Genomic DNA, 22,877 nt, shown 5'->3' with positions numbered 1-22,877 from the left:
AGCGGTGAAGTCTGAGGTCAAAACCCGGCCGGTGGCCCCCTCGGGGGGACACCGGCTGGGCGCGTCGTTGTCGCGTGGGCTGAAACGCCGGCTGGGCGCGTTCGTTTTCCTGTCGCCCGGTGTGACCTACTTGATCGTGCTGCTGCTGGTGCCGCTGGCGCTGGTGCTCAGCAACACGGTGTTCCAGCGCGGGCGCTTCGGCGGCGTCGTCTACGAGTTCACCACCGAGAACTTCGGGCGCCTGGTCGACCCGCTCTACCTCGGCGTGGTGGCCACCTCGCTGAAGATCGCGACGCTGACGACGCTGATCGCGCTGCTGGTCGGCTATCCGACGGCGTACCTGATCGCCCAGCTCCCGCCGAAGTGGAAGACGGTGGCGCTGGTCGCCATCGTGCTGCCGTTCTGGACGAACTTCATCATCCGCGTGTACGCCTGGATCATCCTGCTGAGCGGCCCCGGCGTGGTCAACTCGCTGCTGGGCACGGACATGGAGCTGCTCTACAAGCAGGGCACGATCGTCACCGGGCTGCTCTACTCGTACCTGCCGCTGATGGTGCTGCCGCTGTACTCCGCCATCGAGCGGCTCGACCCGCAGCTTCGGGAGGCCTCGGCCAACCTGGGCGCCTCGGCGTTCACCACCTTCAGGAAGGTCACGCTGCCGCTGACGGTCCCGGGCGTGATGACCGGGTGCCTGTTCGTGTTCGTGCCGAGCTTCGGCAACTTCGTCATCCCCGAGATCCTCGGCGGCAGCAAGTCGATCATGGTGGGCAATCTGATCCGCGACCAGTTCCTGAAGGCCCGCGACTGGCCGTTCGGCTCGACGCTCGCGCTGGCGCTCATCGCGGTGCTGATCGTGCTGCTCCTCGTGCAGGCCAGGGTGGCGCGCCGTGCGTAGGTCAAAGCTCCTGTACGTCCCGTTCTGGGCCACGTACGTCTTCCTGTACCTGCCGATCGTCGTGCTCGTCGTCATGTCGTTCAACTCCGGCAGGTCGGCGTACACGTACGAGGGCTTCAGCTTCAAGTGGTACGGCGAGCTGGTCAACGACGAGCGGGTCAGGGACGGCCTGGTCAACACGCTGATCGTGGCCACGGGCGCCACGGCGATCGCCACCGTGCTCGGCACGCTGCTGGCCGTCGGGCTGGCCCGGCACACCAGGTCCAAGACGCTGGACGCCATCGCGCTCATGCCGGCGGTGCTGCCCGACCTGGTGCTCGCGATCGGGCTGCTGCTGTTCTACGGCCTGATCCAGCTCACGCTGGGCCTGTACTCGGTGATCCTCGCCCACGGCCTGTTCGCGATGGCGTTCGTGGCCGCGGTGGTGCGCACCAGGCTGACCAACTCCGACACCTCGCTGGAGGAGGCCTCGCGGGATCTGGGCGCGGGGCCGGTCACGACGTTCTTGAAGATCACGCTTCCGCAGCTGACGCCGGGCATCGTCGCCGGCGCGCTGCTGGCGTTCACGCTGTCGCTGGACGAGTTCGTGATCGCGTTCTTCACGATCGGCAACAGCGACCAGACGCTGCCGATCGTGATCTATTCGATGATCCGGTTCGGGGTCACCCCGAAGATCAACGCGCTGGCCGCGATCCTGCTCCTCGTGAGCTTCACGGCGGTGATCGCCGGCCAGCGTATGACGAAGATCGGGGAGAGGCGTGCTCAGGATTGACGGGATCACCCGCAGGTTCGGGGAGGTCACGGCACTCGACGACGTGTCGCTGGAGATCGGCCAGGGCGAGTTCTTCGCCCTGCTCGGGCCCTCGGGCTGCGGCAAGACCACGTTGCTGCGCATCATCGCCGGGTTCGAGACGCCCGACCGGGGCACGGTCACGCTGGACGGCCAGGACCTGCTGTCCAAGCAGCCGAACCGGCGGCCGATCAGCCTCATGTTCCAGTCGTACGCGCTGTTCCCCCACATGACCGTGGCCAAGAACGTGGCCTACGGCCTGGAGCGCGAGCGGCTGCCCCGCCAGGAGGTGCGCCAGCGCGTCGGCGAGGTGCTGGAGACCGTCGGGCTGTCGGCGCATGCCGGCCGCAAGCCCGCCCAGCTCTCCGGCGGCCAGCGGCAGCGGGTCGCGCTGGCGCGTTCCATCGTCAAGCGGCCCCGCCTGCTGCTGCTCGACGAGCCGCTGTCGGCCCTGGACAAGAAGGTCCGCGCCGACATGCAGCTGGAGCTCAAGCGCCTGCAGCACGAGGTGGGCATCACGTTCGTGGTGGTCACGCACGACCAGGAGGAGGCCATGTCGCTGGCCGACCGCATCGCGGTCTTCGACAGCGGCAAGGTGCGGCAGGTGGACGAGCCGATCGCGCTCTACGAGCGGCCCCGCACGCCGTTCGTGGCCGACTTCGTCGGCGCCAACAACCTCTTCCTGGGCACGGCCGGCGGGCTCGACGGCATCAAGACCGCCGACTTCGGCATGCTGGCCGGCACCCCCCTCGAAGAGCTGGAGGCGGGCGCCGAGGCGCTGCTGGCGGTCCGGCCGGAGAGCGTCGAGCTGGCCGACGAGAACGCCACCCGCGGGCTCAAGGGCAGCGTCCTGGACGTCAGCTTCTACGGGGGCGTGTCGCACATCTCCGTGGAGGTGCCGGGCCACGCCAAGCCGCTGCTGGTCGCCGTGCAGGGGGCGAGCACGGTCAAGGCGGGCGCGAAGGTCAAGGTGCGCTGGAAGGCCGAGGACGCGGTCATCATGGCGGTCGACCGGTGAGCTCAATGGGCCAGGTCGTTGCCCGTGGCAGCGCGGGCGTAGGAAAGGATCAGCTCGGCCGCCTCGGCCGGGCCGATCACCGGGTGCCTGGCCGTGATGCGGTAGCCGTACGCGTCCTCCAGCGCCACCAGGTTGCGCGCGATCGTCAGCGAGTCGGCGCTCAGCCTGAACACCCCCAGTGCGGCCCCGGTGTCCAGGATCGCCTGGTACATCGAGACCTGGCGATCGTAGAGCGAGGTGAGCAGCACGCCGTAGACCCGATTGCGGCCCGCGGCCCCGCCCAGCTCGTTGAGCAGGCGGACGTCGGGGTCGAGCGGCCCGGTCGGCAGCCCGGACCTGATCGTGAGCACCAGCTTCTCGACCGGGTCGGTGAGGGTCGCCAGCTGCCGCACGCGCTGCTCGTAGAAGCGCTCCATGCCCGCGTGCTGCGCCTCGACCAGCAGCTCGCTGAGGTCGGGGTAGTGGTAGAGCACAGCGCCGGAGGTCAGACCGGCCTCCTCGGCGACGTGCGAGAGCTGCACACCGTCGATGCCGTGACGGATGATGGCCCTGCGCGCGGCCTCGATCAAGTCGATGCGCCGGTCGTTACGGCTCTTACGCTGAGCCACCCCCACCGCCTTCACTCGTTTTGCTGCTGTTCAGTTAGCCGTGACCATAGTGCCTGTTACTTGACCTTCACGCTAGATCAGTTCTTGAATTCCTCTTCAAAATGATGAGTTCGACCGGAGTCTCGATGTCTCTCACCATCCTGTTCATGCCTGAAAGCGCCTACGGGCCCACCAACAACTCGATCGGCATCGGCGACATCCTCCGCCGCCGCGGCCACCGCGTCGTCTTCGCCGCGGAGGCGTCGTGGAAGGGCAAGCTCGAAGCACTCGGCTTCGAGGAGGACCTCGTCGACCTCGCCCCGCCGCCCGAGGACGCCGACGAGCAGGACCCGGGGCAGTTCTGGAAGGACTTCATCCGCGAGACCGCCCCCGAGTACCGCAAGAGCACCCTGGAACAGCTCGACACCGTCACCAAGCCGATCTGGGCCGAGCTGATCGACGGCGTGAAGTACTGCGAGCCGCAGCTCAAGGCGATCATCGAGCGCGTCGACCCCGACGTGATCGTCGAGGATAACGTGATCACGTTCCCGGCGCTGCTCACCGCGGGCAAGAAGTTCGTCCGCATTGTCTCCTGCAACCCGCTTGAGGTGCGCGGCGAGAACATCGCGCCGGTCTTCTCCGGCCTGCCCGCCGACGACCGCTCGGAGTGGGCGGCCTTCCGCGCCGAGTACGACCGCACGCACCGCGAGCTCTGGACCGCCTTCAACGAGTGGTGCGTCGAGCAGGGCACCGAGCCGCTGCCCGACCTCGACTTCATCCACGAGGGCGACCTGAACCTCTACGTCTACCCCGAGCTCCTCGACTACGTGGGCGACCGCCCGCTCGGCGACTCCTGGCACCGGCTCGACTCGTCGGTGCGGGAGACGGACGAGGCCTTCACGCTGCCCTTCGAGCGTCGCGACGAGGGTTCGCTGGTCTACTTCTCGCTCGGCTCGCTCGGCTCCTCCGACGTGGAGCTGATGCAGCGCGTCATCGACGTGCTGGCCACTACGCCGCATCAGTACATCGTCTCCAAGGGTCCGCTGCACGAGGAGATCAAGCTCGCCGACAACATGTGGGGCGCGGAGTTCCTCCCGCAGACCAAGATCATCCCGCTGTGTGATCTGATCATCACGCACGGCGGCAACAACACGACCACGGAAGCGCTGCACTTCGGTAAGCCGATGATCCTGCTGCCGCTCTTCTGGGACCAGTACGACAACGCCCAGCGGGCCGACGAACTGGGCTATGGTGTGAGGCTTTCCACCTACACCTTCACGGACGAAGAGCTGAAGGGGGCGGTCGAGCGGCTGCTCGGGGACACCGAGCTGCGTGCCCGGATCGCCGCCGAGGGCGAGGAGATCAGGCGTCGCGACGGCCTGCGCAAGGCCGCCGACCTGATCGAGCAGCTCGGCCAGTGAGGACATGAATTCCCATGCGTGAACTGATCAACCCCGCCACCGGGCTGCCGTGCGCCGAGATCCCGGACACGCCGGTGGAGGGCGTGGCGGCGGCCGTGGACCGTGCCCGCGCGGCCTTCGAGGAGTGGTCGCAGACCACCCCGGCCGACCGGGCGCGGCTGCTGCTGCGGGTGGCCGACCTGGTGGAGGCCGACGCCGAGGAGCTGACCAGGCTGGAGGTGGAGGAGACGGGCAAGCCCGCGACGGTGTTCAGGGACGGCGAGCTGCCGTTCGCCGTCGACAACCTGCGCTTCTTCGCCGGGGCCGCCCGTTCCCTCGAAGGCTCGGGCGCCGGTGTCTTCAGCCCCGGCTACACCTCGGTCATGCTGCGCCGTCCCGTCGGGGTGGTGGGGTCGATCGCACCGTGGAACTTCCCGTTCGTCATGGCGATCTGGAAGGTCGGCCCGGCGGTGGCCGCGGGCAACGCTGTGGTGATCAAGCCGGCGCCGCAGACCCCGCGTACGACGTTGCGGCTGGCCGAGCTGTTCGCCAAGGCGGGCGCGCCCGACGGCCTCGTCCAGGCGGTCACCGGGGACGCCGAGGCCGGTCAGGCGCTGGTCACCCACCCGGGTGTGGACATGGTCAGCGTCACCGGCTCCACGGAGACGGGCCGGGCGGTCATGACCGGGGCCGCGGCCACGCTCAAGCGGGTGCACCTCGAACTCGGCGGCAAGGCGCCGGCGCTGGTCTTCGAGGACGCCGACCTCGCGGAGATGGCCCGCGGGGTGGCGATGGGGGCGACATACAACACCGGGCAGGACTGCACGGCCGCGACCCGCGTCTACGTCGCCCGCGAGGTGTACGCGGACGCGATCGAGGCACTACGGGCAACTCTTGCCAGAATTTCCGTCGGTGACCCCTGGGACCCGGCCACGGACATCGGCCCGCTGATCTCGGCCGCTCACCGGGATCGGGTGCACGGGTTCGTCTCCAGGGCCGGCGGGCGCGTGCTCCACGGCGGCGCCCCGATCGAGGGCGCCGGCTTCTTCTACCCGCCCACACTCGTGACCGACGTCGCCCAGGACAGTGAGATCGTGCAAGGGGAGCTTTTCGGACCCGTGCTCGTGGCGCTACCGTTCGACGGCGAGGACGAGGCGGTCCGGCTGGCCAACGACACGCGGTACGGTCTGGCCTCGTCGGTGTGGTCGCGTGACGTCTCCAGGGCGATGCGCGTGTCACACCGGCTCGATGTGGGTGTGACCTGGGTGAACGACCATCTGCCCATCGCCAGCGAGGCGCCGCACGGCGGGGTGAAGGGCAGTGGGTTCGGCAAGGACATGAGCCAGGAGGCGGTGCAGGAGTACTCGGTGACGCGGCACCTGATGGTGAAGCACGCGGCACCCGCAGAGCGGGATTCGTTCCGGCCCGCTTAAAGACGTGTACGGCGATATGTTGCCCAAAGTGACCCTTTGGGCACGTGTGATGGGATATGTTCGGTTGGCCGATCTGGTACGGGTTGTGTTCCAATTACCCAGCCGGAACGAATCCCATGCGCCACACGCGTGTCTGATTTCTTTCGAGCACGTACCGGCGAGAGGTTGCGAGAGTCAGTGAGGACGAAAGACCCCAGGCACACGAGGTCAGGGGAGTACACAGGCGGACGTTTCCGGCTGGGGAACTGGCGTGTGCGCTCCAGGCTGGTCGCGCTGATCCTCATCCCCACGGTGGTGGGCGTGCTGCTCGCCGGCGTGCAGCTGGCCAACGCCATCGGCACCAGCGCCGAGTACCGCCGGCTCACCCAGGTCGCCGAGTTGGTGCAGCGCATCGGCGCGCTCAACCACGAGCTCGGCAAGGAGCGGACGCTCACCGCTTGGTACGTCTCCGACCGCAGCAGGGGCCAGCGCCTCGTGCAGCTCAAGACGCAGCGGCAGGCGACGGACACGGCCAAGAAGCAGGTGCTGAGCGCGGCCAACGCCATCGACGCCGCGCACTCCGCCCGTGTCCGCGAGGGCGTCGACAACATGCGCCGGTGGCTCGGCGGTCTCGACAGCCTCCGCGAGTCGATGGTCTCGAACGTGCCGCCGCGCGCCGCCATCAGCACGTACACGACCATGATCGGCGTCTTCTCCGCGATCGAGGGCGACCTGGGCGACGGCGTCAACGACGACACCCTCCAGGGTGACGTGGCCGCGCTCGGCTCGCTGCAGCGGGTCAAGGAGGAGATCTCGCGCCAGCAGATCATCCTGATCGTGGCGCTCGTCCAGCGGAAGCTGGACAACGACGACCTGTCGGATTTCCTGGGCTCCTGGGACAAGCAGCAGGCCGAGCTGGCCGCCTTCGAGCAGGAGGCCGACCCCAAGGACCTGGCCGCGTACCAGAAGGGCGTCAAGAGCCTGCAGATCGACCTCGGGGACGCCATGCGCCAGCGGGCGCTCGCCCAGGTGCGTGAGTACAACGAGATCCGGGACCTCGACGTCACCACTCGCCGTGACCTGGGCAACTGGTACGAGTCGACCACGCTGTCCGGGAACGCCATGCGCAAGGTCGAGGACGGCCTGGCCACCACGATCGTGGCCAGGACCCGGGACCTGAGCGACACCGAGCAGCGCAACGCGATCATCTCCGGTGCGATGATCCTCGTCCTGCTGCTCCTCGTCCTGATCTTCACCACCCGCGTGGCCGGTTCGCTGGTCCGCCCGCTGCGCCGGCTGCGCGCCGAGGCGCTTCAGGTCGCCACGACCCGGCTGCCCGAGACCGTCCGCGTGCTGCGCGAGTCCGGCGACGGCGCGCACGTGCCCGAGACGCCCTCGGTCGGCATCAACACCCGCGACGAGATCGGCGAGGTCGCGCAGGCCTTCGACGAGGTCCACCGCGAGGCGATCCGGCTGGCCGGCGACGAGGCCAAGCTGCGCGCGAACGTCAACTCCATGTTCGTCAACCTCTCCCGCCGCAGCCAGACGCTGGTCGAGCGGCAGCTGCAGCTCATCGAGGGCCTGGAGCAGGGCGAGGAGGACGAGCAGCGGCTCGCGAACCTGTTCAGGCTCGACCACCTGGCCACCCGCATGCGCCGCAACAGCGAGAACCTCCTGGTCCTCGCCGGCCAGGAGGCCGCGCGCAAGTGGAGCGAGCCGGTGCCGCTGGTCGACATCGCCCGCGCCTCGCTGTCCGAGGTCGAGAACTACGAGCGGGTCCAGATCCAGATCCCGTCCGGCACGCTCATCGTCGGCCCGGCCGTCACCGACGCCGTCCACCTGCTCGCCGAGCTGATCGAGAACGCGATCTCGTTCTCTCCCCGCGAGAGCAAGGTCCAGGTCACCAGCACGCCCGCCGAGGGCGGCGTGCTCGTGTCGATCAACGACCTGGGCATCGGGATGAACCAGGAGGAGCTCTCCGAGGCCAACTGGCGGCTGGCGAACCCGCCCGTCGTGGACGTGTCGGTGTCGCGGCGCATGGGCCTGTTCGTGGTCGGCCGGCTGGCCCTGCGGCACGGCGTCCGCGTCCAGCTCAGCCCCCGGGAGACGGGCGGCCTGAGCGCGCTGGTCTTCCTGCCCGACATGCTGATCAGCAGCGGGCTGGGCGTGCCGCAGCAGGGCGGGCAGTACGAGGCGTTCACGGACTTCGACCCGAGCATGTTCACGGACCAGTCGCGGAACGGGGCCGGCTCCTTCGGGGCGGGGCCCTCGGTCGACGGTCCTGAGCACGTGGTGGACACGCAGTGGCCGGGGTCGCTGCCCGTGCCGGGGAGCAGCGGCGGCGGGAACTGGGCTCCCTTCGGGGGCGACCCCGCGCCGTTCAACGAGCAGCCCGCGGCGTTCAACGACCGGCCCGCCGGGGATCGCCCGTTCGGCGAGCAGCCCTTCGGGGACCAGCCGTTCGGTGAGCAGCCCTTCGGGGAACGGCAGGCGCCCTACGTGGAGCAGCCGCACAGCTCGCAGAACGGCGACCAGCCGCGCTGGCCGTCCTTCGCCGAGGAGGCCCCGCCGCCCGCGCAGCAGCCGTTCGGTGAGCAGCCGTTCGGTGAGCAGCGCTGGCCGTCGTTCGCCGAGGAGACGCCGCCGCCCGCGCAGCAGCCGACGTCGTTCGCGGACAACCGGTGGCCGTCCTTCGCGGAGCAGCCGCCGCCCCTGCAGGAGGAAGAGCCGCGCTGGCCGTCGTTCGCCACCGAGCCGCCCAAGCAGCAGCCGGAGGAGCCGCGGTGGTCGTCCTTCGCCGACCCGGTGCCGCGCAGGTCGCTGTTCGAGTCCGAGGACCGTCCGCAGCCGCAGTTCGGGGAGTCGTACCGGTCGCCGTTCGCGGATGAGCCCAAGGCCGCCGACCCGTTCCAGCAGAACGGGCACTCCAACTACGACAGGTTCGGGCCCGGCGACTACTCCTCGCAGGACATGACCGGTCCGCTCCCCGTGGTGCGCAACTCGCCCATCGAGGAGCAGGGGGACGAGTTCCTGCCGATCTTCTCGTCGGTCGGGTCCGACTGGTTCCGGCGGCCGGAGCCCGAGGTGCAGCGGCCGCACAGCGAGCCCGCGGCCCGCGAGGACGAGCCGGAGATCACGGCCGTGCACCCGGCCGTGCCCGCCGACCCGGACCCCACCCCGGCCGTTCCCACATCGTCCCCTTCGGGCCTGCCGCGGCGCACGCCGGGCGCGTCGGGGGCGGGAGCGACGTGGTCCTCGCCGGCGGATTCCGGCTTCCAGGCCGCGCAGGCTGCCGCACAGCCCGCGCAGGGCGGCACGACGTCCTCGGGCCTGCCCCGTCGCGTCCCCAAGGCCAACCTGGTGCCCGGTACGGCCAGCCTCGCCGAGCCCCAGGCTTCGTCACCGGTGCCGCAGATCTCACCCGAGCGGCTGCGCAGCCGGCTCTCCAGCTTCCAGCAGGGCGTCCGCCAGGGCCGAGCGTTCACCCGGGGCGAAGAGAATGAGGAGGACAAATGAGAGAAATGAGCCAGGGAGCGCGCGGCATCAGCTGGTTGATCACGGATTTCGTGAACAACGTGCCGGGCGTCGCCCACACGGTCGTGGTGTCGTCCGACGGTTTGCCGCTGGCCTTCTCCGAGGGTTTTCCCAAGGACCGGGCCGACCAGCTGGCCGCGGTGGCGTCCGGCGTGATCAGCCTCACCCAGGGTGCCGCGCGGGTCTTCGAGGGCGGTATGGTGACCCAGACCGTTATCGAGATGCAGCGCGGGCTCTTGATGATCATGTCCATCAGTGATGGGTCCTGTTTGGCTGTCCTGGCTGCCCCCGACTGTGACATGGGCCTGGTCGCGTACCAGATGACCCTGCTGGTCGAGCGGGCGGGCCAGGTGCTGACGCCGGCTGTACGCGCCGAGCTGCAAGCGGCCCGTCCCCGTTAGCGGGGCGGTGACAGGAGATCATGGTGTCAGGTCAGGGTTGGGCTGGTGATAGCACTCCGCCGCATCCGGCGGCTCCCCGTCCGCAGAAGCAGAGCTCCCTGGTACGGCCCTATGCCGTGACCGGGGGGCGTACCGCTCCGCGGATGAAGTTCGCCATGGAGGCTTTGGTGTCCTCTGTGACGTCGGAATACCAAGACATTTCCCTACTTAGTCCGGAGTATCAGGCGATTATTCAACTGACCCGGAACGTCCGGTCGGTTGCCGAGATCTCCGCCCTTTTACGCCAGCCCCTTGGCGTGGTCCGGGTGCTGATCGCCGACATGGCGTCCGAGGGCCTGATCCGCGTGCACCAGCCTGCGCTGGACGCCGGAAAGCCGGACCTCAACTTGCTCGAAAGGGTGCTCAGTGGACTTCGCAGGCTCTAGTCCCGGCCTGACCTCGACGAAGATCGTCGTGGCCGGGGGCTTCGGCGTGGGGAAGACGACATTCGTGGGTGCGGTCTCGGAGATCCTGCCGCTCACCACCGAAGCGGTCATGACGGACGCCTCCGCGCACGTGGACGACGTCTCCCTCACGCCGAACAAGACCACCACGACCGTGGCCATGGACTTCGGCCGGGTCTCGCTCGACCAGGACCTGATCCTCTACCTGTTCGGCACGCCCGGACAGCACCGCTTCTGGTTCATGTGGGACGACCTGGTGCGGGGCGCGATCGGCGCGGTGGTGCTCGTGGACACGCGGCGCCTGGCGGACAGCTTCCCCGCCATCGACTATTTCGAAGAGGCGAAGCTGCCGTTCGTGATCGGCATCAACGGCTGGGACGGGCAGTTCGCGCACGCCCAGGACGAACTCCGCGAGGCCCTGTCGATCGGCGGCCACATCCCGATCGTCCGCCTGGATGCCAGGCAGCGGGAGTCGGTGAAATCCACCTTGATCACCCTGGTGGAACACGCCCTGACCCGCCACATGCACACCCCGGTGTAGGCGGGCCGGCCCCACCCGGGGCTTCGAATGACGGTCTTTACGCCGAAGGGCCAGGATTCTCTCCTGGCCCTTCGGCGTATCCCGGTCGGCCCACCCCTTGACAGACGAGACGGTGGGCCGGCTCCTGCCCACCCTGCCCGCCTCGATCGAGGAAATGAGGAGATCGTCCCAGTGGACAGTCCAGCGCCGCACCCCGCCCGGCAGGTCGGCCCAGTCACCATCCAGTCGCACCAGTGCCAGCGTGCCATCACGCAAGCAGCTACCACCCTCCCGCGCTGCCTTTCAGCGACTCGCCCACGGCCCGAGTGCGCGCGGGGCTATGGAGCATGTCCACGATCTTGACATGACATCCAAGATTCTTGTGCGGGTTCGTCATCGGCTGCTCGCCTGGGCTGGAGGCAGGTAGGCGAGATCGCCGATCCTCGTCGAGGAGGGACGACGTTCCGTAGATCGGCGTAGCGGAAGGCGACACGTCGGGCGGCTCGTGACGGCTCGATGGCCGGATGGCGGGCGTACAGCACCCGCTTGCGCCGGTCATCCCAGCCGGCCCGCCACCAGTACCGCTCCCCGTCGCACCACACCACCAGCCCCGCCCAGACTGACACCAGGGCGAGGCCGTAGCCCTCGTGTGCGTCTGCGTGAATGCCGTGCTCGATCTGGAGGGACCGGCGTAGGAGCTCTGCGGATAGTGCGGCTTGCGTTTTCTTGCCGTTCTTGGGCACGGCGATAATCTGGTCATGCATCGTTGACGCCCCAAAGCTCTCGATGCCTCAGACCCCCGTCTGCGGGCGGTGTTGCTGCACCGTTCGTCCCGTAGGTGGGGGTCTGCTTAAGGCCCCTGTTTTAGGGGGGCTAAAGTCGAGAGTAGAGCTGTGGCTTGACCCTCGCAATAGGGGGGCTAAAGTGCACCATATGTCGGTCGCCGAGGAGGCAACGCCCGGATGGACTTGAAGACGCTGAGGGAAGTCGCCGAGGTCGGCGATCCCGTGGAACGAGCCCGCCTTCTCAGCCGACTCATGACCGAGGAACAGGGGCTGGTGACCGAGGCGGCCAAGATGCGGCGGCAGGCCATCGCCGAGGCGCGCGAATCCGGCATGAGCCTGGAGGAGATCGCCGGGCGGTTGGGCGTGTCGCCTGGTCGTATCTCACAGATGAGGAAGGGGCCGACGGCTCGTGCTCCGGAAGGGCCCGCGTCCCCCGCTCCTCGGGTGCTGGTGCAGCGGGCGTTGCCGACCGAGCCCGCAGTACGGGGTTCCAAGTCCCTGTTCCTGGCGGAGGCGGAACGGCAGGGGCTCAGGGCCGACCGCCAGATGCTCTACGTTGGACTGGAGCCCGCCAGCGATCATGTGGCGGCTTGCCTGCGGGTCGAACCTGGTGCGGACATCGTTGCGCGGCGCAAGAGGATGACAGCCAACGACGTGCCGGTGCGGATCGCGACGAGCTACTTCCGTGCCGACCTGTTCGGCGACACCCGGCTTGCCGAGCCGGAGTTCGTCAAGCCGTCGCTTCAGTCCGCGCTGATCGCCCTGGGCTACGCGTTCGGTCACGCGGAGGAGAACCTGACCGCCCGGCCGCCGACCGCCTTCGAGCGTGAGACGCTGGAGTTGGAGCCGGGCGAGTGGGTCGTCCAGGTACTCCGGGCGAGCTATTCCACCGAGGATACGCCCATTCACATTTTGGAGACGATCTGCGCGGCCAACCGGCACGTCTTCTCCATAGGCCAGGTCTCCGGGTACGACGAATTCTGAGTGACCAACTGAGCCGTGGATCCAGGCTGACAACGAGTTCCGATACAGGCGCAGGATCTCCCTGGTCGAGGGCCTGGCGCCTGGCAAGAGGCGCCGCTCTCCGCGTGCTCAGGCCCCGGCGTGGCCCAGCGTACGCTCCGGAGTGTCCAGCCAGATCCGTTGGCCCTCCTGCGTGATGGTCATGCCGAACCGTTCCCGGTCCGGCTCGCCCCAGGACACCCACTGGGCGTAGGCGTCGGTGATCTCATCCCACAGCGACCGATCGCCGAGCTGGTATGCGAGGTGATCGCCGTCCGAGTCGTGAACCGCCGCCGCCCAGTGGGCAGGGTCGGCAGGGTCGACCACGTACAGCACGAAACGGTCTCCCTCGTCGACCTCGCGGAGGTGCAGGCCGGTGAGAGCCGACATGGCCAGCCCCGCCCCCGCCGGCGCGTAAGCGATCGTGTGCGGGTCCACCTGGGTCGTGGACCGTCGGCCGCTGCCGTCGTCGTCGGCGACGGGGGAGCCGTCCTGCGAGCGCATCAGCATGTACGACGTGCAGCCGGGGAACCGGCCGACGGCGACCCCGCCCGGCATGACCACGAGCCGCACGGAAAAGTCGACGTCGAAGCCGGGCGAGAACGGCGCCAGGATCACGCCGCCCGGCCGAGTCTGCTCGACCCACGCGTACGGCACCGTGTGGACGGCGCAGGTGACGTGGACCCGGTCGTACGGTGCTCCCTCGGCCCACCCGTCCGCCCCGTCACCGACGACCAGGCGCGGGTGCACGCCGGCCGCGGCCAGCGTCTTTCCCGCTTGCTCGGCGACGGCATGATCGACCTCGATCGAGGTCACGATGCCGTGCTCGCCGACCAGGTGGGACAGCAGCGCGGCGGTCCAGCCCGTCCCCGTGCCGATCTCCAGCACCCGATCACCCGGCTCCGGATCGAGCAGGGTGAGCAGATCGACGACGGTCCCCGGGGCGGAGTTGGAGGAGGTGTAGCGCCCGTCCACCTCGCGGATGTCGGTCGCGCCGGCATCGAGCTGCGTCACGATGGCGTCCGGCCCGTACACCGTGGCCCACCAGGTGTCCGGGTCGGCGTGCCGGTCGATGAGGCGGGGGCCGCCTCCGGTGAGAGCGACCCCGGCAGGGGGTACGAAACGATGCCGGTGCACGGCTCGCAGCGCCTTGTCGAGGGCGACGCTGACCGGGCGGCGCTCGCTGATGACGTCGATCAGGCCATCAATGCGGGCGCCCAGGTCGAGGGTCACTTGCCGTCCTTCTTGTCCCCGTCACCGCTGCCGCGCCTACCCGCGCTGCCGTCTCCGTCGCCCTGGCTCTTCTTCTGCTCCTTTGGGGGAGCGAACGGCTTCAGGCTGGGCTCCTCGCCCTTGTGCTTTCCCATGCTGGCCTCCTACGTCTAGACGAGTAGCTCATCGTGATCGTATGGCTACGTTTCGGAGCGGGCAAGAGGGTAGTGCGGTTCCGGTCTTCGCCGGTAGGCGAATGTCACTCCTCGCTCTGACACGCCCAGGCGTGGCGTATGTGGAGGTCCCACCCCGGCTCGAAATGGCCGAGCAGCCGCAGAGGGAGTCAAGCCACCTGCGCATTCAGGGCGAGGCGGGCGACGGCTATGGGCTCGCGTGCGTGGGACTGGTGGTGTGACGCCACCATGACGGCTTCTGGTGGCGTACCGGCTGGGACTGGAAGGGCTTCCCGCCGAGTCGCCGCCCGCTTCGGGCGGTTGCGGCGATCCCGCCCGCCACCGGACGACAACGACACCGCCGCACTCGGCAGCCCGCTGTGAGCGTTCGGAGTCGGCCCGTCCACTTGGACGGATGGACGAGACGTTCACCACCGATCCGCGGCGCTCGATCAGGCTGGGCAGGGCGGTCCTGGTGACGCGGACGGCGCTGAGGAGGTTGACGTCGAAGACGGCGGCCCACTCCGCGTCGCCGGTGTCGAGGAAGCCGACCGGCTCCATGGCGTCGCCGCCGCCGACGTTGTTGACCAGCAGGTCGATGCCGCCCAGCTCGGCGAGCGCGGTGTCCAGCAGGTTCTTGACCTGGGGGTCAAAATCATCGGCCGGCGGCCGGCATCTCGGGACGCGCGCCGGTCGCCAGCCAGTGGGCGCGCCGCGTGATCGCGGCCGGCCAGCCGTTCGGGACCACGGTGAAGGCGCCCGCCCGCACCGCCGCGAGGGCCTGGTCCGCGATGTCCGCGGGGTCCTCGCCGTCGGGCGACATGCCGGTGCGGACCAGGGCAGGGCACAGCATCGTCACGCCGATGGGCGTGTCGGCCAGCGACAGCGCGGCCTGCTCGGCGAGGGCGACGACGGCGTGCTTGGAGGCCGCGTACGCGCCCCCGGCGGGGAACGTGACGAGCCCCGCCAGGGACGCCGTGATCAGGATGTGCGCGGGCCGGCCGGCCGCGAGCAGGCGCGGGACGAACGCCCGCAATCCGTTGACCACGCCGCCGACGTTCACCGCGAACACCCGGTCCCAGTCCTCCGGGCTGACCTCCCACGGCGCGCCCAGATCACGGCCGACGATGCCCGCGTTCAGACAGACCAGATCGACCTCCGGTACGGCGGCGGCCAGCGTCTCCATCTGCGCGGAGTCGGAGACGTCGGTCCGGACGGCCTCGGCTCCCAGCTCGGCCGCGGTTTCGGCGAGCGCAGTCTCGTTGACGTCGGCGAGCACGACCCGCGCCCCGTCCGAGCGGAGACGGGCGGCCAGGGCTCTGCCGATCCCGCCGGCGGCACCGGTGACGACGGCGTTGGTGATGTTCATGAGGATGCTCCAAAGTGGTCGCGAGCCGAGGTGTCGCCCGCGCGGGCGAGGGTGAACTCGCGGACGAAGTAGGCGCCCTCGCCGACGCCCACGACCCGGGCGTCGGAGACCACGCCGCGCAGCGAGTCGAGATCGTCGAGGACGGGGTCGTCCGGGTCGAGGGTGCTGAGGACAGCGGTGTGCCCGGACATGGAGTGGGAAGTCATGGCGATGCACTCGTTTCTCTGTCGGATGCCGGAATCGGCGGTCAACGCGTCGGAGCACGCGGAACGGAGCGCTCGGCCGGACCCGTGCCCACGGGTCGCCGGAAAGCGCTGCGGAGTCCGCTTAGGGACGCGGACTAGCGAAACAAGGTGCCAGGAACCATGCCGTGATCATATCGGAGCCGTGCGCCCCGGGGGGTTACGTTCCGTCACCGCCGACGCCGCTGAGTACGTTCATACCGAATCCCTTGACCTTGTTCAGACGGGTCGGTAATGATCAACCGCGACTCCCGCCGAAAGGTGATCACGTGCGTTTCATCGCAGGCAAGACCGCGGCCTTATCCGCCGTTCTGACAGCAGTTCTCGTCGTCCCCCAGCCGGCCTCGGCCGCCACCCAGCTCATCGGGAACGGCACCTTCGACAGCTCCACCGCCCCCTGGGCCGCGATCGGCCAGACGACCGTCGCGGTCGAATCCCAGCGGCTGCGGGTGGACGTGAAGGCCGTCGTCGCCAACCCCTGGGACGCCATGGTGGCCGCGCCCACCGCCGCCGTCCTGAACCCGGGCAAGAGCTACACGCTCTCCTTCGACGCCTACTCCACCGTGGCGTTCAACGCCACCACGACGGTGCAGTACAAGGCCACGCCCAGCGCCAACCAGTCGCTGGCCACGGGCGTGCAGCTCACCACGACGAGCAAGCGCTACAGCATCCCCTTCACCGCCGCGACCGCCGCGGACACGGCGGCCGAGGTGACGTTCCAGCTCGGCGGGTCCGGCGGGAAGCCCGTGGTCCGGTTCGACAACGTGTCGCTGATGGAGACGCAGACGACGCGCCCGACCACCCTGTTCGTGTGGAACCAGTCCAACCCGGCCAAGTTCGTCACGGCCAATCCGAGCGCCGGCCAGACCCAGGCCATCTCATCGAACATCGCCAACAAGCCGATCTTCGAGTGGTTCGGCGGCTGGTTCAGCGACATCACGCAGGCCGTGGACACCTATGTGGGCGCGGCGCAGGCCCAGGACAAGCTGCCGATGCTGGTCGCGTACAACATCCCCAACCGGGACGCGTGCGCCGACCAGTCGGGCGGCGGCGCGGGCGACGCGGCCGGGTACCACACCTGGATCACCGACTTCGCCAAGGCCATCGGCACCAGGCACGCGATCGTCGTGCTGGAGCCCGACGCGGTCGCCGCCGCCCCGTGCGTGACCCAGATCGGCAAGAACCCCGAGGACCAGTACAAGATGCTGCTGGACGCCACGCAGGTGCTGAAGGCCCAGGCGCCCAACGCGTGGGTCTACCTGGACGCGGCCAACGCCACCTGGCGCACGCCCGACTTCATGGCGCCGCTGCTGGTCAAGTCGGGCATCGCCAACACCCGCGGCTTCTCCGTGAACGTGTCGAACTACTTCACCACCGAGGACTCCGAGGAGTACTCCGTCGCGCTCAACGGTTACCTGTCGAGCTCGGTCGGCGCCAAGGCGTACGTGATCGACACCAGCCGCAACGGCAACGGCCCCTACTCGGACAGCACGCCCGAGGACAACTGGTGCAACCCGCCCGACCGCAAGCTCGGCACCCCGCCCGTCAAGCAGACGAGCGGCGCCGAGTACCTCTTCTGGGTCAAGGTGCCCGGTGACTCCGACGGCGTGTGCGGCGTCTCCGACAAGCCGGCCGGGACGTTCGATCCCGACCTGGCGGTTGCCCTGATCAACGGCTAGCCCCCGGTGGCCGGGTCTCTTTGGCGAGAGGCCCGGCCGCTCTCTCTCAGGCCCGCTGGAGCAGGAGGGTGACGAAGCCGAGCGCCTCCCGGTAGCCGTTGAGCCACAGCTCGCGGTGCTCCCGCGCGACGGCGAGGGCCTGGTCTCCGTCCGGGCCCGGATTGGCGGCGGCCCAGCGGGACAGGGTGCCGGTCCACGACCATTCGTAGTCGTCCCACTCGGCGAGGGTGCTCACGTGGCCGTACACGGCCGGCCAGCCCTCGGACTCGGCGGCGGCCACCGTGCCCGCCAGATCGGGATACTCGCCGATGGCCGCCACGACCTCGGGCGCCGGAGTCTTCTCCCAGAAACCCTCCCCGACCAGCGCCAGCCCGCCGGGCCGCACGAACCTGGCGGCCGCGTCCAGCGTGCCCTTCAACCCCTGGAACGCGTGGGTCGAGCCCACGCAGAGCACCAGGTCGTACGGCTGCTCCGCGGAGAACTCGGCAGCCGGCGTCTCGTGCAGCGTCAGCCGGCCGGACAGGCCACGCGCGGCCGCCGCCCGCTCCGCCGAGGACAGGGCCTGCCGGGAGATGTCCACGCCGTCGGCCGTCGCTGAGGGGACGAGTTCGAGCGCGCGCAGCGACCATTCGCCCTCGCCGCATCCCAGGTCGAGGATGCGGGCCCCCTCCGGCAGCGCCGCCCGGCGCAGCAGCCGGTCGAGGTTGCCGGGCGTGATGGGCGCGGCGATCGGATGGTCACGGTGGGCGATGGCGCTGATCTGTTCTCGTTCCATGCGACTCAGTCTCGCGGTGCCCGCAACCGGTTTGTCGGCCGTACCGGTCGAGGACGGCGCGTGCCGTGGCGGCCATGGCCTCGTCCACCATCTCGCCCTCGAACGTCACCGCGCCCGACCCCCCGGCCTGGGCGGACTCCACCGCCTCGATCAGCCGGGCGTAGCGGGCCAGCTCGTCGGGGGAGGGGGAGAAGGCCGCGTTGATGACGGGGACGTGGGAGGGGTGGATGGCCATCATGCCCTCGTAGCCGAGGTCGCGGTTCTGCTCGGCGAAGGAGCGCAGCCCGTCCAGGTCGCCGATGCCGGTCCACAGGCCCGCGACCGGGTTGGGGATCCCGGCGGCGCGCACGTCGAGGAGCACGCGGGAGCGCAGGCCGAGCGTGCTCTCCGGGGTCCAGCGGTAGCCGACGGCGCGGGCGACGTCGCCGCCCGGCGCGGTGACCGCGCCGAGGTAGGCGATCCGGGACGGGGCCGCCATGGCGACGTCGTACGCCGCCCGCAGCGCGGAGGCCGTCTCCAGCAGCGGCACCAGGGCGATGTGCCCCTGAGGCAGGCCGCGTTCGCGCTCGCACCAGGAGAGCAGCCGGTCGGCGAGGCGCACGTCCTGCGGACCGGCCACCTTGGGCAGTACGACTCCGGTGAGCCGCTCGTGCGCGAGGGCCCGCAGCTCCTCGGCCCCCGCCCAGCCGTCCAGCGGGTTCACGCGGACGAACAGGGCCAGGTGCCCCGCGTAGTCGGCCACCGCCGTGGCCACCTCGCGGCGGGCCTCGACCTTGCCGTCGGCGGGGACGGCGTCCTCCAGGTCGAGGATGACCGCGTCGGCCCCCGCCGCCTCCGCCTTGGCCAGCCAGCCGGTCCTGGTGCCCGGGACGAAGAGCAGGGAACGGATCAGGGGCCGCTCAGATGACACCGTGCTGCTCCAGCTCCGCGAGCTCCTCCTCGGGGAGCCCCAGCCATTCGTGGTAGACGAGGCGGTTGTCCTGGCCGAGCGCGGGGCCGGTGCGCCAGACCTTCCCTGGTCGCCGGTGGAAGTGGGGGATCACGCCCTGCATGCGCACGGGGCCGAGGTCGGCGTCGTCGACGGTGATGATGTCGCCGCGCTCGGCGTAGACCGGGTCGGCGGCGATGTCGGCGGCGGTGAACACCCGGGAGGCCACCACCTCCGCCCGGGCGAACTCCGCCAGGCACTCGTCCGTGCTCCGCGCGGCCACCCACTCCCGCAGGCCCTTGTCCAGGGTCTCCCGGCCCGCGTGCTGCTGCGCCGAGGTCGCGAAGTCCTCCTCGGGCAGGCCGAGCAGGCGGGCCACGTTGCGTACCGACCGGAGGGTCGCGGAGGTCACCGTGATCCACTCGCCGTCACCGGCGCGATAGGTGTTGATCACCGCGGCGGGCGCGACGGCGAGCTGGTTGCCCGCCCGTTCGGGTACGGCGCCGAGCTGGTCGTACGTGATGATCTGCCACTCGATCAGCCGGTAGAGCGGCTCGAAGAGGGCCAGGTCGATCCACTCGCCGTCGAAGCCGGGGTCGGTGGCGCGGCGGTGCAGGGCGGCGAGCACGGCGTACGCGCCCATCAGTCCCGTGACCGCGTCCCCGTGCGAGAACCCCGTGTGCACGGGCGGCCCGTCGGGGAACCCGGTCAGGTGCACCACCCCGCTCCTGGCCTCGCCCATCTTGCCGAAGCCGGGCTCGTCCGCCCGCGAGGACGTCGCCCCGAACCCCGAGATCTGCAGCAGGATCGCCGTCGGGTTGAGCCGGTGCACGGCCTCCCAGTCCAGCTCCCAGGCGCGCAGCCGCCCGGCCCGCAGGGTGACGATCACGACGTCCGCCCAGGCGACCAGCCGGTGGGCGATCTCGCGTCCGGCGGCGTGGTGCAGATCGAGGGTGACCGAACGCTTGTTGCGCCCGGCGACCTTGAACCACAGGGGCACGCCGTCCCGTACCGGGCCCATCGCGCGGGCGGCGTCGCCGGCGCCGGGGGCCTCCACGTGCACCACGTCCGCGCCCTGGTCGGCGAGCATGGAGCCGGCCATCGGCCCGGCCACCACATGCGCGAACTCCACCACCTTCAGCCCGCGCAACTGCCCCTGGCCGCTCCCGCCCGTGTCCTGACCCGTGCCTGCCACCCGCGCTCCTTCGCCTCCCGATCGCGATTGCGGTCGTTTCATCCTGCCGAGGCGGTGAAATGCGTGTCCAGCACAAGAAACCCATCATTCAATGCGCTTTGCGCATGAATCCCGGATGACCCTCCGGGCGACCTCAGTCGCGGTTCCAGGTGACGCCCGCGGGCAGGTCCCGCAGCTCGCGGCGGAACCCGTCCAGCAGGTCCAGGAACGCGCTCGTCGCCAGCGGCAGCGTGCGGCGGGCCCGGACCACGACGTCCAGCCGGCGGTCCACGACGGGTTCGGCGAGCGGCCGGTACACCACCGTCCCCGCCCTCATCAGCGGTAGCACCAGGGCGGGCATCGCCGAGACGCCCAGCCCGGCCGTCACCAGCCCGCCCACCGTGGCCACGCTGCCCGCCTCGGCCGCCAGCGTCGGGACCGCGCCGGCCTGCGCGAACGCCGCGTCCGTGAGCCGCCGCACGCTCGACTCCGGCCCGACCGCCAGGAACGGCTCCCTGGCCAGCTCCTCCCAGGTGATCTCCGGGAACTCGGTGAGCGGATGGTCCTCGGGCAGCACGGCGTGGAAGCGGTCCTTGATCAACGGGCGGTGTTCGAGCTGCTCGGGCGCGGCGCCGACCGTGGAGATCGCGAAGTCGGCGTCCCCGGAGAGGACGCGGCCGAGCACCACCTGTTCCAGGCCGTCCATGATCCGCAACCCCGCCAGCGGCCGGCGCAGCCGGAACTCGGAGATCACCCGGGGCAGCAGCACCGCCGCCACCGACGGCAGCGTGGCCACGGCCACCACGCCCGACTCGCCGAGCAGGTAGCGCTCCAGCTCCTTCATGCCCGACCGGTGCGCGGACACGATCTGCTCGGCGACCCGCAGCGTCTCCACCCCGGCCGCCGTGAGCTGCACGTTGCGGGTGTCGCGCTCCAGCAGCTGCGCGCCGAGCAGCCGCTCCAGCTCGGCCACCGCCCGGCTGAGCGACGACTGCGACACGTGCATCTCGGCCGCGGCCGCAGTGAAACTCGCCGCTCTGGCCACGGCGGCGTAGGCGGCCAGCAGCCGCAGGTTCGCCTCCATGGCGTCGAGCATAGACGGGACTATTGCGCAGAACGCATGGATAAATGTTGCTTTGATGCTGGACCTGTGATTTCGTCGCTCGGAAACTCTTCCGTAACACTCCGGCACGTCACCCCCCGCGAGCCGGGCGAGGAAGAAGGCGAACACCGATGCTGGCAGCCCTGGGATTCACCACGATCGCTCTGTTCCTGCTGCTCACCATGACCAAACGCGTGTCGGTCCTGATCGCGCTGGTGCTGATCCCGGTTCTGGCCGCGCTGGCCGGGGGCTTCGGCGGCGAGCTGGGCAAGATGATCCTCGACGGGCTGACCAAGGTCGCGCCGACAGGCATCATGATCGCGTTCGCGGTCCTGTACTTCAGCCTGATGATCGACGCCGGTCTCTTCGATCCGCTCATCCGCGGCATCCTGCGCGTGGCCAAGGGCGATCCGCTCCGCATCGCCGTCGGCACCGCCGTACTGACCATGTGCGTGGCCCTCGACGGAGACGGCGCCTCGACGTTCCTCATCACGATCTCGGCGCTGCTGCCGGTCTACCGGCGGCTCGGCATGAGCCCGCTCGTCCTGTCGGGCGTCGTCTGCCTCGGCGCCGGCGTCATGAACCTCATCCCCTGGGGCGGCCCCACCGCCCGCGCGATGGCGGCGCTGAAGCTGGACAGCTCCCAGGTGTTCACGCCGGTCCTGCCCGCGATGGCGGCGGGCATCGTGTGGGTGCTGGTGGCGTCGTACCTGATCGGGCTCAGGGAACGCCGCCGCCTCGGCACGATCTCCGCCCCTGAGACGCCCGAGGAGCGGCTGGTCGGCGACGGGCCCGGCACCCAGCGGGCGCCCGCCCACCCGGCTCTGACGGTCTTCAACCTGGTCCTCACCGTCGCCCTGCTGGTCGGGCTCGTGCTGCAGGTGATGCCGCTGCCGGTGCTGTTCGTGGTCGGGTTCGCGATCGCGCTGCTGGTCAACCACCCCACCTGGGAGCGTCAGCAGGAGCTCCTGGAGAAGCACGGCAAGAGCGTCGTCCTGGTCACCACGATGATCTTCGCGGCCGGCGTGTTCACCGGCGTCCTCACCGGCACCAAGATGATCAGCAGCATGGCGTCGGCGTTCGTCGGCGTCATCCCCGACTCGCTCGGCGGGCACCTGCCCGTCCTCGTCGCCATCACCGGCATGCCGCTCAGCCTGGTCTTCACCCCCGACGCCTACTACTTCGGCGTCCTGCCCGTGCTCGCCGAGACCGTCAGCGGCTTCGGCGGCGCTCCCGCCGAGGTGGCCAGGGCTGCCATCCTCGGGCAGATGACCACCGGGTTCCCGCTGAGCCCGCTCACCGCCTCCACGTTCATCCTGGTCGGGATGAGCGGCGTGCAACTGGGCGAGCACCAGCGCTTCATCTTCAAGTGGGCCTTCGCCACCACGCTCGTGATGACCGCGGTCGCGCTGCTCACCGGCGCGTTCTCCCTCTGA

The 22,877-nt window shown here is 69.8% G+C and carries 21 protein-coding genes and 1 pseudogene; 12 read left to right on the top strand and 10 right to left on the bottom strand.

Translation table 11 applies throughout. From position 1 onward, the window contains the following. Positions 1–121: 121 nt before the first annotated feature. The 3 genes from ACIBQ1_RS12365 to ACIBQ1_RS12355 are packed head-to-tail and all read left to right on the top strand — an operon-like array spanning position 122 to position 2,703. Positions 122–895, top strand: a complete 774-nt coding sequence (locus ACIBQ1_RS12365) for an ABC transporter permease (RefSeq protein WP_397276862.1) — start codon at positions 122–124, stop codon at positions 893–895. Continuing rightward, the gene (locus ACIBQ1_RS12360) at positions 888–1,667 is read left to right on the top strand and encodes an ABC transporter permease (protein ID WP_397276861.1); all 780 of its coding nucleotides are present in this window, start codon (positions 888–890) and stop codon (positions 1,665–1,667) included. Before ACIBQ1_RS12365 ends, ACIBQ1_RS12360 begins: the two co-directional genes overlap by 8 nt. Then, positions 1,654–2,703 carry an ABC transporter ATP-binding protein gene (locus ACIBQ1_RS12355; protein WP_397276859.1) on the top strand — a complete coding sequence of 350 codons (1,050 nt, stop codon included), beginning with the start codon at positions 1,654–1,656 and terminating at the stop codon, positions 2,701–2,703. Before ACIBQ1_RS12360 ends, ACIBQ1_RS12355 begins: the two co-directional genes overlap by 14 nt. Before the next feature lie 2 nt (positions 2,704–2,705). On the opposite strand, the gene ACIBQ1_RS12350 is transcribed toward ACIBQ1_RS12355, so the two are convergent. Then, on the bottom strand, positions 2,706–3,311 hold the full coding sequence (locus ACIBQ1_RS12350) for a TetR/AcrR family transcriptional regulator (RefSeq protein ID WP_397276857.1): 606 nt from the start codon (positions 3,309–3,311) through the stop codon (positions 2,706–2,708). A 146-nt stretch (positions 3,312–3,457) separates the two neighbouring features. Between ACIBQ1_RS12350 and ACIBQ1_RS12345 the strand changes: the two genes are divergently transcribed. From ACIBQ1_RS12345 to ACIBQ1_RS12315, 7 genes are all read left to right on the top strand, one after another. Then, positions 3,458–4,711 (top strand): glycosyltransferase, encoded by a 1,254-nt coding sequence (locus ACIBQ1_RS12345; protein WP_397276855.1) that lies wholly within the window; start codon positions 3,458–3,460, stop codon positions 4,709–4,711. A 14-nt stretch (positions 4,712–4,725) separates the two neighbouring features. Beyond that, on the top strand, positions 4,726–6,123 hold the full coding sequence (locus ACIBQ1_RS12340) for an aminobutyraldehyde dehydrogenase (protein WP_397276853.1): 1,398 nt from the start codon (positions 4,726–4,728) through the stop codon (positions 6,121–6,123). Between the two features lie 252 nt (positions 6,124–6,375). Continuing rightward, positions 6,376–9,618 (top strand): nitrate- and nitrite sensing domain-containing protein, encoded by a 3,243-nt coding sequence (locus ACIBQ1_RS12335; protein ID WP_397276851.1) that lies wholly within the window; start codon positions 6,376–6,378, stop codon positions 9,616–9,618. Between the two features lie 5 nt (positions 9,619–9,623). Next, complete coding sequence (locus ACIBQ1_RS12330; RefSeq protein WP_201760494.1) at positions 9,624–10,037, top strand: roadblock/LC7 domain-containing protein; 414 nt, start codon at positions 9,624–9,626, stop codon at positions 10,035–10,037. Between the two features lie 20 nt (positions 10,038–10,057). Continuing rightward, positions 10,058–10,462: a DUF742 domain-containing protein gene (locus ACIBQ1_RS12325; RefSeq protein WP_225964010.1), complete on the top strand. Its 405-nt coding sequence runs from the start codon at positions 10,058–10,060 to the stop codon at positions 10,460–10,462. 7 nt (positions 10,463–10,469) lie between these two features. After that, the gene (locus ACIBQ1_RS12320; RefSeq protein ID WP_355379269.1) at positions 10,470–11,021 is read left to right on the top strand and encodes an ATP/GTP-binding protein; all 552 of its coding nucleotides are present in this window, start codon (positions 10,470–10,472) and stop codon (positions 11,019–11,021) included. 941 nt (positions 11,022–11,962) lie between these two features. Then, the gene (locus tag ACIBQ1_RS12315; protein ID WP_397276849.1) at positions 11,963–12,769 is read left to right on the top strand and encodes a UTRA domain-containing protein; all 807 of its coding nucleotides are present in this window, start codon (positions 11,963–11,965) and stop codon (positions 12,767–12,769) included. Positions 12,770–12,877: 108 nt separating this feature from the next. Here the strand turns inward: ACIBQ1_RS12315 and ACIBQ1_RS12310 are convergent, their stop codons facing one another. From ACIBQ1_RS12310 to ACIBQ1_RS12290, 5 genes and pseudogenes are all read right to left on the bottom strand, one after another. Next, on the bottom strand, positions 12,878–14,020 hold the full coding sequence (locus ACIBQ1_RS12310) for a methyltransferase domain-containing protein (RefSeq protein ID WP_397276847.1): 1,143 nt from the start codon (positions 14,018–14,020) through the stop codon (positions 12,878–12,880). Continuing rightward, a complete protein-coding gene (locus ACIBQ1_RS12305; protein ID WP_397276846.1) occupies positions 14,017–14,154 on the bottom strand; it encodes a hypothetical protein in 138 nt (45 codons plus the stop codon). The genes ACIBQ1_RS12310 and ACIBQ1_RS12305 overlap by 4 nt, the downstream gene beginning before the upstream one ends. A 45-nt stretch (positions 14,155–14,199) precedes the next feature. Next, a pseudogene (locus ACIBQ1_RS12300) lies at positions 14,200–14,808 on the bottom strand (SDR family NAD(P)-dependent oxidoreductase); the annotation flags it as partial. 19 nt (positions 14,809–14,827) lie between these two features. Beyond that, positions 14,828–15,541 carry an SDR family NAD(P)-dependent oxidoreductase gene (locus tag ACIBQ1_RS12295; protein ID WP_397276844.1) on the bottom strand — a complete coding sequence of 238 codons (714 nt, stop codon included), beginning with the start codon at positions 15,539–15,541 and terminating at the stop codon, positions 14,828–14,830. Beyond that, positions 15,538–15,747 carry a hypothetical protein gene (locus tag ACIBQ1_RS12290; protein WP_397276842.1) on the bottom strand — a complete coding sequence of 70 codons (210 nt, stop codon included), beginning with the start codon at positions 15,745–15,747 and terminating at the stop codon, positions 15,538–15,540. The genes ACIBQ1_RS12295 and ACIBQ1_RS12290 overlap by 4 nt, the downstream gene beginning before the upstream one ends. 305 nt (positions 15,748–16,052) lie before the next feature. Here ACIBQ1_RS12290 and ACIBQ1_RS12285 point away from each other — a divergent pair, with 305 nt between their 5' ends. Beyond that, positions 16,053–17,462 (top strand): glycoside hydrolase family 6 protein, encoded by a 1,410-nt coding sequence (locus ACIBQ1_RS12285; RefSeq protein WP_397276841.1) that lies wholly within the window; start codon positions 16,053–16,055, stop codon positions 17,460–17,462. A gap of 46 nt (positions 17,463–17,508) precedes the next feature. On the opposite strand, the gene ACIBQ1_RS12280 is transcribed toward ACIBQ1_RS12285, so the two are convergent. The 4 genes from ACIBQ1_RS12280 to ACIBQ1_RS12265 all read right to left on the bottom strand — a co-directional run bounded on the left by ACIBQ1_RS12280 (position 17,509) and on the right by ACIBQ1_RS12265 (position 21,435). Then, complete coding sequence (locus ACIBQ1_RS12280) at positions 17,509–18,237, bottom strand: SAM-dependent methyltransferase (protein ID WP_397276840.1); 729 nt, start codon at positions 18,235–18,237, stop codon at positions 17,509–17,511. Next, the gene (locus tag ACIBQ1_RS12275) at positions 18,200–19,147 is read right to left on the bottom strand and encodes an HpcH/HpaI aldolase/citrate lyase family protein (protein WP_397276838.1); all 948 of its coding nucleotides are present in this window, start codon (positions 19,145–19,147) and stop codon (positions 18,200–18,202) included. Before ACIBQ1_RS12275 ends, ACIBQ1_RS12280 begins: the two co-directional genes overlap by 38 nt. Further along, positions 19,137–20,360 carry a CaiB/BaiF CoA transferase family protein gene (locus tag ACIBQ1_RS12270; RefSeq protein WP_397276836.1) on the bottom strand — a complete coding sequence of 408 codons (1,224 nt, stop codon included), beginning with the start codon at positions 20,358–20,360 and terminating at the stop codon, positions 19,137–19,139. Before ACIBQ1_RS12270 ends, ACIBQ1_RS12275 begins: the two co-directional genes overlap by 11 nt. Positions 20,361–20,493: 133 nt before the next feature. Further along, a complete protein-coding gene (locus ACIBQ1_RS12265) occupies positions 20,494–21,435 on the bottom strand; it encodes a LysR family transcriptional regulator (protein ID WP_397276834.1) in 942 nt (313 codons plus the stop codon). Positions 21,436–21,572: 137 nt separating this feature from the next. Here ACIBQ1_RS12265 and ACIBQ1_RS12260 point away from each other — a divergent pair, with 137 nt between their 5' ends. After that, positions 21,573–22,877, top strand: a complete 1,305-nt coding sequence (locus ACIBQ1_RS12260; protein WP_397276832.1) for a CitMHS family transporter — start codon at positions 21,573–21,575, stop codon at positions 22,875–22,877.

It is taken from the genome of Nonomuraea sp. NPDC050153 (assembly GCF_044460125.1).
Lineage (GTDB): Bacteria > Actinomycetota > Actinomycetes > Streptosporangiales > Streptosporangiaceae > Nonomuraea.
This window is presented reverse-complemented; position numbering and strand designations above follow the sequence as displayed.